Origin of the sequence: Halalkalibacter suaedae (assembly GCF_017939705.1) — a bacterium.
GTDB lineage: Bacteria > Bacillota > Bacilli > Bacillales > Bacillaceae_D > Halalkalibacter > Halalkalibacter suaedae.
Genome location: NZ_JAGKSQ010000023.1, coordinates 1 through 6,871 on the forward strand (window position 1 = coordinate 1; position 6,871 = coordinate 6,871).

Consider the following 6,871-nt stretch of genomic DNA (forward strand, 5'->3'; position numbering starts at 1 on the left):
CTTCAAAGTTAAAATCATTAAAAATTCATTGAATTTTTAGTTTTGACTTTGAAATTTTGTCATTAACTAAAATTGGCTAATTATAAAAGGTACTTTTTCACCAGTCCCGAACCGTCCCCTTGTTTCCCCTCTATCCTTTAAAATGAATATGTTTCTCCGTCTTCAGGTACTAAAACATTAGAGGAGATTCCTTTTTCATTAATAAAGCTTTTTAATTCTTCTTTTGATAATGTCCAATGATTGACAGCTTCCATATGGACAGAAATGATTTTTGCATCTGGAGCAGCTTTATAAACTTCATAAATGTCATCTTTCCCCATAATTAGAGAACCACCTTCAGAGAGTTGAACATCCCCGCCGTTGACAACAATGACTTCTGGTTTGTGTGTGTCAATTACTTCCTGAACAGCTTCATACCAAACAGTATCTCCAGCTACATATAAAGTTTTCTCATTTGAGTGTTTGAAGACAACGCCGCACACTAGACCAGTAGCCTTTAGGATTTCGCCTCTTCCATGCTCACCTCTTGTTTTAATTAATTGGATTCCTTCAAAGTCTGTATTCTCTTGTAAAACCTCTACATTTTTGAAGCCTGCATTTCGAATTTCGGTCGCATCTTCTTCATTTTGGGAAAAGATTTTAATCTCTTTCGGCAGTGCTTCTTTAGCAGCATCATCCCAGTGGTCATAATGTAGATGAGTGACAATAACAGCATCAACATTATGAATGATATCGTCAATGGATATTGGTAAACTAACTAAAGGATTATTTGAGTTGTTTTGGCTTACTGAAGGGAAAGGCGGGTAAGTGCCTTTTTCTGATAACATTGGATCGATTAAAAATTTCTTTCCTGCATATTCAACGACCATTGTAGCATTACGAATTTGATGTAGATTCATATCTATTAACCCCTTTATATTTTTATTTTTCCTCTGCACAATGTATAGTCTACATTATCGCCACATAACGGATACATAGATTAAGTAAAGTCTTTTGGCAGTTTGACTTTATTTATGAAAGGAGTTAAATAAATGTTAGATAACACAGATATGCTTATCCTGAAGGAACTAACTAAGAATAGTCGGATTACAATGAAAGAATTGGGTGAAAATATCCATTTGACTGGACCGGCTACTTCAGCTAGAGTGGCAAAATTAGAGGACAATGGAATTATTGAGGGGTATACCATTAAAGTGAATCAAGTAAAAATGGGGTATATTGTTCACGCAATTATACATATTTATACGCAAAGCACGAATCATCAACCTTATCTGTCGTTTATAAAAGAACAAGCTCAATTCGTCATAAACAACTACAAAATCAGTGGAGAAAGTTGTTACCTTCTCGAATGCAAATTCCCCAGCAATGAAATATTAGATGAATTCTTGACAGATTTAAGCAATTTGGTGAGCTACAAATTATCCATTGTTATTAACAAATAGTACTATTAAACATGCGTTAAACAAACAGAGGCATTAATCCAAGAAGGATCAATGCCTTTTAAGATGAAGTTAGTAGGTCATTCCCTTGATCAATTGGGCTTCCAAGGAATGTAGGGGATCGTGGTCCGCCTTTTTGTCTTGACCATTCAAATGCTTATTGGCACCTTTGTTCAACAGCTGAATACGATGAGGACTTCCGATTTCTGATGAGCGATTTTTCAATGAATTAATGGTGCTTCTGCTGCTTCTTATTATTCTATAATATTGATTGCAGGAGATTCCTTTTTCAATGAAAAGTGATAGTTGGTTTCATTTTCAAAGATTGGATCCAGATAACTGGATTGTGAATCACTAGATGAAGAAAGCTTGAAATCTTGAAAAGAAGTAAATTCTTCTTCATTCCATACCCAAAGTCCTATTTTTCCCTTTTCTTTATGAAAGACATTTCTTCTTAGTTCATTATCTTGATTCGTTGTAAAAAAGTTGGCGATAAAAATACGAGATGACCCAGCGGTTAAGATATTTCTTTCTATACTATTATTTTTTATATCATGCTGTAATAGCAGCTGCCCCCCTGCTAGACCTTTCGTATCATTTCGATAGATAATGTTGTTTGTAATAGAAGAGTTTATCGTTCCTCCCCGATCTTCATCGTATCCACCAATTGATATTCCTGTATAATGGTTGTTATACACGATGTTTTCTGTGATTTCAATGTTATCAGCATATTGGTTTGCATGCTCAGAGGTTGCCTCAATTCCGATATCACAATTATAAATAGTATTCTTTTCAATCGTTATCCTTTTCCCACCATCGACATAAATCCCACCGGCACTATACTCTTCTCCGTATGCTGGATTACCGTACGAGGATATCTCATACACTTCATTATTTTTAACGATACCATTTCGAACGTAGTCCGCTTTTGGATCATTTGATATTCCTTCATGACCAATTAGATCGATCCCAATATTATCATTCCTGCGAACTACATTATTTTCAATATTAAAACCATCGATATTCCCATTAAGAACCAGTGATTCACTCCACCCTAGCTTTAAATCCTCTATTGTATTATTTATAATACGAATATCTTTCATCGGGCCAGTTCCGTATATGGCAATCCCATGGGCGTTCCCATCTTCTGCATGCGTTTCTATCTTTCGCACAACATTATGTTCTAACGTAATATGGCTGCTTGAGCCTGTTACATACATCCCTATTACAGTTTCATTCGTTAAGTTAGTAGATAAATCTTGAATAATGAGCCCACTAATCGTGATATAATTTTTATTGTTTATGTTAACAAGGGACGTATCCCCTTCTACATTTTCTACGCCCTCACCAGTAATAACAACCTTGTCTTGATTGTAGGCTCTAAACGTGATTGGTTTTATTTTTGTTCCACTATACCTAACAATTAGCCTTTCAGTATAGATGCCTTCTTTTATGTAGACAATCGTTCCCGCTCTTGCTTCTGAAGCAGCTTTCTTTAGTGTACGAAATGGTTTTGATTGAGTTCCATCATTTTTATCACTTCCATTAGTAGCAACGTATATAGCCTTATCATGTGTTGACTCTGTTGTATTAAAAGCATAAACAATTAAAATAGCTACTGCTGCAAAGAGGGAAAGGATCGTCCTTTTCATTTCATCATTCCTTTAGTCGTTCGTAATTTTCACTTCATACTAAATCATAGAAATTGCCCTTTAGACAATAAGTCTATAGGTCTATTTAATTTCTTTCTGGCCACCATAACCGGGCTCTAATGGTAAAAACACTGCCTTCTCCAAGCTCACCTTCTACTTCAATCGTTCCTTAGCAAAGGTCTACAATGCTTTTGACTAGTGTTAATCCGAGTCTATTCAATGGGCACCTCTGTTCAATAACTGAATACAATGAGAGAAAAGGAGGAATGAAGATGACAGTAACCTTACCCGTCCGGATTAAAACATGGAGAGTCAGCAATGGACCTAACCAACAGGTCTTATACCCAATGATAAGCAGAATGAATAATCCTGTATTGGAACGGATGATCAATCGTGCCATTGTTGATCAAACCCAGCAATTAATCAATCAACAGATTGGCAACTCTCCTTCAACCGTGGTTGAAATGTTAGGGACATATGAGATAAAAAATAATCAACGCGATGTCTTAAGTCTTGCATTCACTAATTACACGTACCATCACAAAGCTGCCCATGGAATGACCTATATCAAATCTTTAACCTTTGATTTAAAACAAGGCAAACTCATGAGCTTAAAAGATTTATTTAAACCTGACAGTGATTATATCAACCGAATTTCCGCCTTAATCCAAACCCAAATAAAAGAAAGGGACATTCCCCTACTTGAAGATTTCACAACGATACAACCTGACCAAGACTTCTACGTTGCCGACAAAACACTTGTAATCTACTTTCAACTATATGACATTACTCCATATGTATACGGATTTCCAATGTTCCCTCTTTCTTTATATGATCTACAGGATATTATTGCAGAAAATGGCCCACTCGGGAGACTTGCACAAAACAATTAAGTGCAAAGAAGTGACAGCTGACCACCAGACGGCATCAAGTCTCTTTTCAAGTATTTTATTCTAGTAGCTTCGAAGATTTAATCTTCGAGCGGCTCGAAAAGATTTACAAATCAAGTTGAATACATCATATTTCACCAACTCTTCTATGATTTTTACGAGCACCTTCTCCAACCTCTACCATTTGATGCCAACTTGTTCATCAAGTGGTAGCACACACCAAGTGAAAACACCTATTCCACTTTATCTTAAGAGTCATAAGGCTTTATTTCTCTCCGTTAGTAAAGCTACTTTATTAAGAAAAAAGTATTTTTATAATTTTATGTCTAATCACCATAAACCGCTAATATTGTAATAATAATAATAATAATATTAAAAGTAGGTGGAATATGGCAACTTCCCCAAAATACAAATGGTCTCACACAACCCAGTTAAATTTCATGTCCGTTGTAGATGCACTTATACCAGCAACTATGATATCGACTGACTCAAACGAGCATTTTCAATATGGTGGACTGAATCTTATGATTTGGGAATACCTCCTTATATCACTTGATAGCCTGCCACAACCTTTATCTAATGAAACATCTCAACTGCTCGACATATCAGCATATTATACAATTACTTCCCCCTCCTTTTTTTATAATGGTTACTTTTCTGATTTGTCTAGAAGTAACCGACTTAAAGCTTTGACAGCATTAGAAAATCTCCAGGTTCCTCTGGATAAACTTCCAATTCCATATCAAAACAATCCTACCTTGATTAAAATTATGGTTGATTCACTATACGAATTAACTTTTTTTGGATACTACTCTGAATGGACCGGTTATTTATACACCAAATATTACTCTCCAAGTTACAGACAACTTCTTATCTTCCCTCTAGGATGGATCTATTCAGGTTATCCCGGGCCTTCCTATGGCTATCGTGATTTCAGGGGCTTTTTACTAAAAATGAGACCTATGTAGAAAGGGGTTAAAATGAAAAATTATAATGTTATTGTCATTGGGGCTGGTGGCGGTGGCGCAGTTGTTGCTAAAGAACTTGGTGAATTAGGCTTAAACGTTCTTATGCTCGAAGCAGGACCTTGGTATGGGAATAGAAAGTGGCCCAGCCCTAATACGGACGAAGGTGCCGCTTCTAGCCAGCATGCTGAGGATTTACATATTGGATTATTCAAACAATCCTACAGTAAGATGGAAAATGAGATGAACAATTTAATCGCAGGAAAGCTTCGATGGGGACCTGCAAATCGAGAGCGTCCACCTTGGACCAGGATATTTGAACAAAATGGTTTTGCATGGCAAAATTCTGGAGTTGGTGGTTCTACTCAACACTATTTGGCTAATTCTCCGAGAGCATTTCCTATTTCGGTAGATGGTGAGTGGCCTATATCGTACCGTGAACTTTTACCATTCTATGAAAAGGTCGAAGCTGAATTACCTGTGGAATTCGCTCCAACAACAGCTAAAGAAGAATTATTTTACTTTGGTGCTAAAAGAGCAGGTTGGAGGCTTCTTTCCACTTTAGATGTCAATGGAGCAGGTTATCGGCCACAACCAAATGCGATTTTGCCCCCTAATCAGCACCTTACTAATCCAGAATACTCAACGTTTCAATTGTCCTGGATGGAAGGGTGTACACTGGCTGGCCATTGTATAAATGGCTGCCCCACTGTCCCTCTGTAGATAAAATAGCAAAACGCTCCACGAATGTAAGCTACACTCCATTAGCATTAGCTACCGGAAATGTAGAAATTATGCCTAATACGTTTACTTATAAAATAATCACTGAGAATCACCCAAAAGAAGGGATCAGGGCAACTGGAGTAAAAGTGAGAAATACTTGGACAGGTATAAAACAGGAATTATACGCAGATTGCGTTGTAATAGCAGCAGGAGCGATTGAAACTCCACGGCTTTGGCTGAATTCAATGTTACCTTTTAACGAATGGGTCGGAAAAGGATTAGCTAACCATAATATGGACTTGGTTACTGGTATCTTTAACTCGAAGGAGCTAATCTCAATAATTAATAGTCCTAATGTAGGACCAAATGTTGGACACACTTCAGGTGCCAGGTTTGATTATCCCGGTCTAGGGTCAATTTTAGCAATGGGCTTAAGTCCAGGATTAACCGCATCCTTTTCTTACGCTATAAGTAAGTCAGGGAACTCTCCCCACCTTGATAGCCATTCCTTTAGTAAGGGACCGGTAGTAGGGAAAGAGTTAATGGAATTAATGGCCAATTATCAAAATTCAATGAACTTGTTAATCGTAACTGACGATGAAGTAGTGAAGAGTAATAAAGTTTCTACTAACCCTACTGTAACAGATGAACATGGACCTGTTCCTGCTATTAGCTATGTTCCATCTAAGAATACCTTAAGGAAGAAGAAAGAATTGATTAAGATCGCAGGCAATATCCTTCTGAAAGCTGGTGCTAAGAAGGTTGTTCACTCGGATTGGCCGGATGGAATGATGATCCATATAATGAGTACAATGAGAATGGGTTACGTCGTAGATCAAAACTGTGAAGCATTTCAGGTTAAGAGGTTATTTATATCAGATAACAGTGTTTTAAGTAATGGTTTAGGAGGAGCAAATCCTACACTGACAACTCAAGCTTTAGCAACTAGAACGGCGGCAATCATTAATGAGAAATACTTTTGATAAACACAGAAAACATAGGATAAACACAGGGACGGTTCCGTTGTTTCCCTTTATACTTTAAAACTAACTTTTTTGATATGAAAAAGATACAGGAGAACCGTCCGGGACTGGTGAAAAAGTCGATTAATTAGTCTTTTTATCTCGAAATTAGGAATTAGTTATTAGAAATTAAATACATCCTTCGGATTTAAACAGAAAAAACCCCCTAAATGGTATAAT

Annotated in this window: 6 protein-coding genes; 4 read left to right on the forward strand and 2 right to left on the reverse strand. The window is 36.8% G+C overall.

What is annotated here, in order from left to right; all coding sequences use genetic code 11:
- Positions 1-137: 137 nt before the first annotated feature.
- The gene (locus J7W16_RS21695; protein ID WP_210599529.1) at positions 138-899 is read right to left on the reverse strand and encodes an MBL fold metallo-hydrolase; all 762 of its coding nucleotides are present in this window, start codon (positions 897-899) and stop codon (positions 138-140) included.
- Between the two features lie 132 nt (positions 900-1,031).
- Here J7W16_RS21695 and J7W16_RS21700 point away from each other — a divergent pair, with 132 nt between their 5' ends.
- Complete coding sequence (locus J7W16_RS21700; protein ID WP_210599530.1) at positions 1,032-1,442, forward strand: Lrp/AsnC family transcriptional regulator; 411 nt, start codon at positions 1,032-1,034, stop codon at positions 1,440-1,442.
- A gap of 251 nt (positions 1,443-1,693) precedes the next feature.
- On the opposite strand, the gene J7W16_RS21705 is transcribed toward J7W16_RS21700, so the two are convergent.
- On the reverse strand, positions 1,694-3,091 hold the full coding sequence (locus J7W16_RS21705; RefSeq protein WP_210599531.1) for a right-handed parallel beta-helix repeat-containing protein: 1,398 nt from the start codon (positions 3,089-3,091) through the stop codon (positions 1,694-1,696).
- A gap of 272 nt (positions 3,092-3,363) precedes the next feature.
- Between J7W16_RS21705 and J7W16_RS21710 the strand changes: the two genes are divergently transcribed.
- The 3 genes from J7W16_RS21710 to J7W16_RS22345 all read left to right on the forward strand — a co-directional run bounded on the left by J7W16_RS21710 (position 3,364) and on the right by J7W16_RS22345 (position 6,652).
- Positions 3,364-3,984: a DUF3298 and DUF4163 domain-containing protein gene (locus J7W16_RS21710; protein ID WP_210599532.1), complete on the forward strand. Its 621-nt coding sequence runs from the start codon at positions 3,364-3,366 to the stop codon at positions 3,982-3,984.
- Between the two features lie 977 nt (positions 3,985-4,961).
- The gene (locus tag J7W16_RS22340) at positions 4,962-5,669 is read left to right on the forward strand and encodes a hypothetical protein (protein ID WP_346726989.1); all 708 of its coding nucleotides are present in this window, start codon (positions 4,962-4,964) and stop codon (positions 5,667-5,669) included.
- Positions 5,618-6,652 (forward strand): GMC oxidoreductase, encoded by a 1,035-nt coding sequence (locus tag J7W16_RS22345; protein ID WP_346726990.1) that lies wholly within the window; start codon positions 5,618-5,620, stop codon positions 6,650-6,652. The genes J7W16_RS22340 and J7W16_RS22345 overlap by 52 nt, the downstream gene beginning before the upstream one ends.
- Positions 6,653-6,871 lie beyond the last annotated feature (219 nt).

What these genes read in the sequence shown, in the direction of transcription:
- J7W16_RS22340 (WP_346726989.1), top strand. Translation starts at nt 4,962, where the DNA reads ATGAAAAATTATAATGTTATTGTCATTGGGGCTGGTGGCGGTGGCGCA.
- J7W16_RS21700 (WP_210599530.1), top strand. Translation starts at nt 1,032, where the DNA reads ATGTTAGATAACACAGATATGCTTATCCTGAAGGAACTAACTAAGAAT.
- J7W16_RS21710 (WP_210599532.1), top strand. Translation starts at nt 3,364, where the DNA reads ATGACAGTAACCTTACCCGTCCGGATTAAAACATGGAGAGTCAGCAAT.
- J7W16_RS21705 (WP_210599531.1), bottom strand. Translation starts at nt 3,091, where the DNA reads ATGAAAAGGACGATCCTTTCCCTCTTTGCAGCAGTAGCTATTTTAATT.
- J7W16_RS21695 (WP_210599529.1), bottom strand. Translation starts at nt 899, where the DNA reads ATGAATCTACATCAAATTCGTAATGCTACAATGGTCGTTGAATATGCA.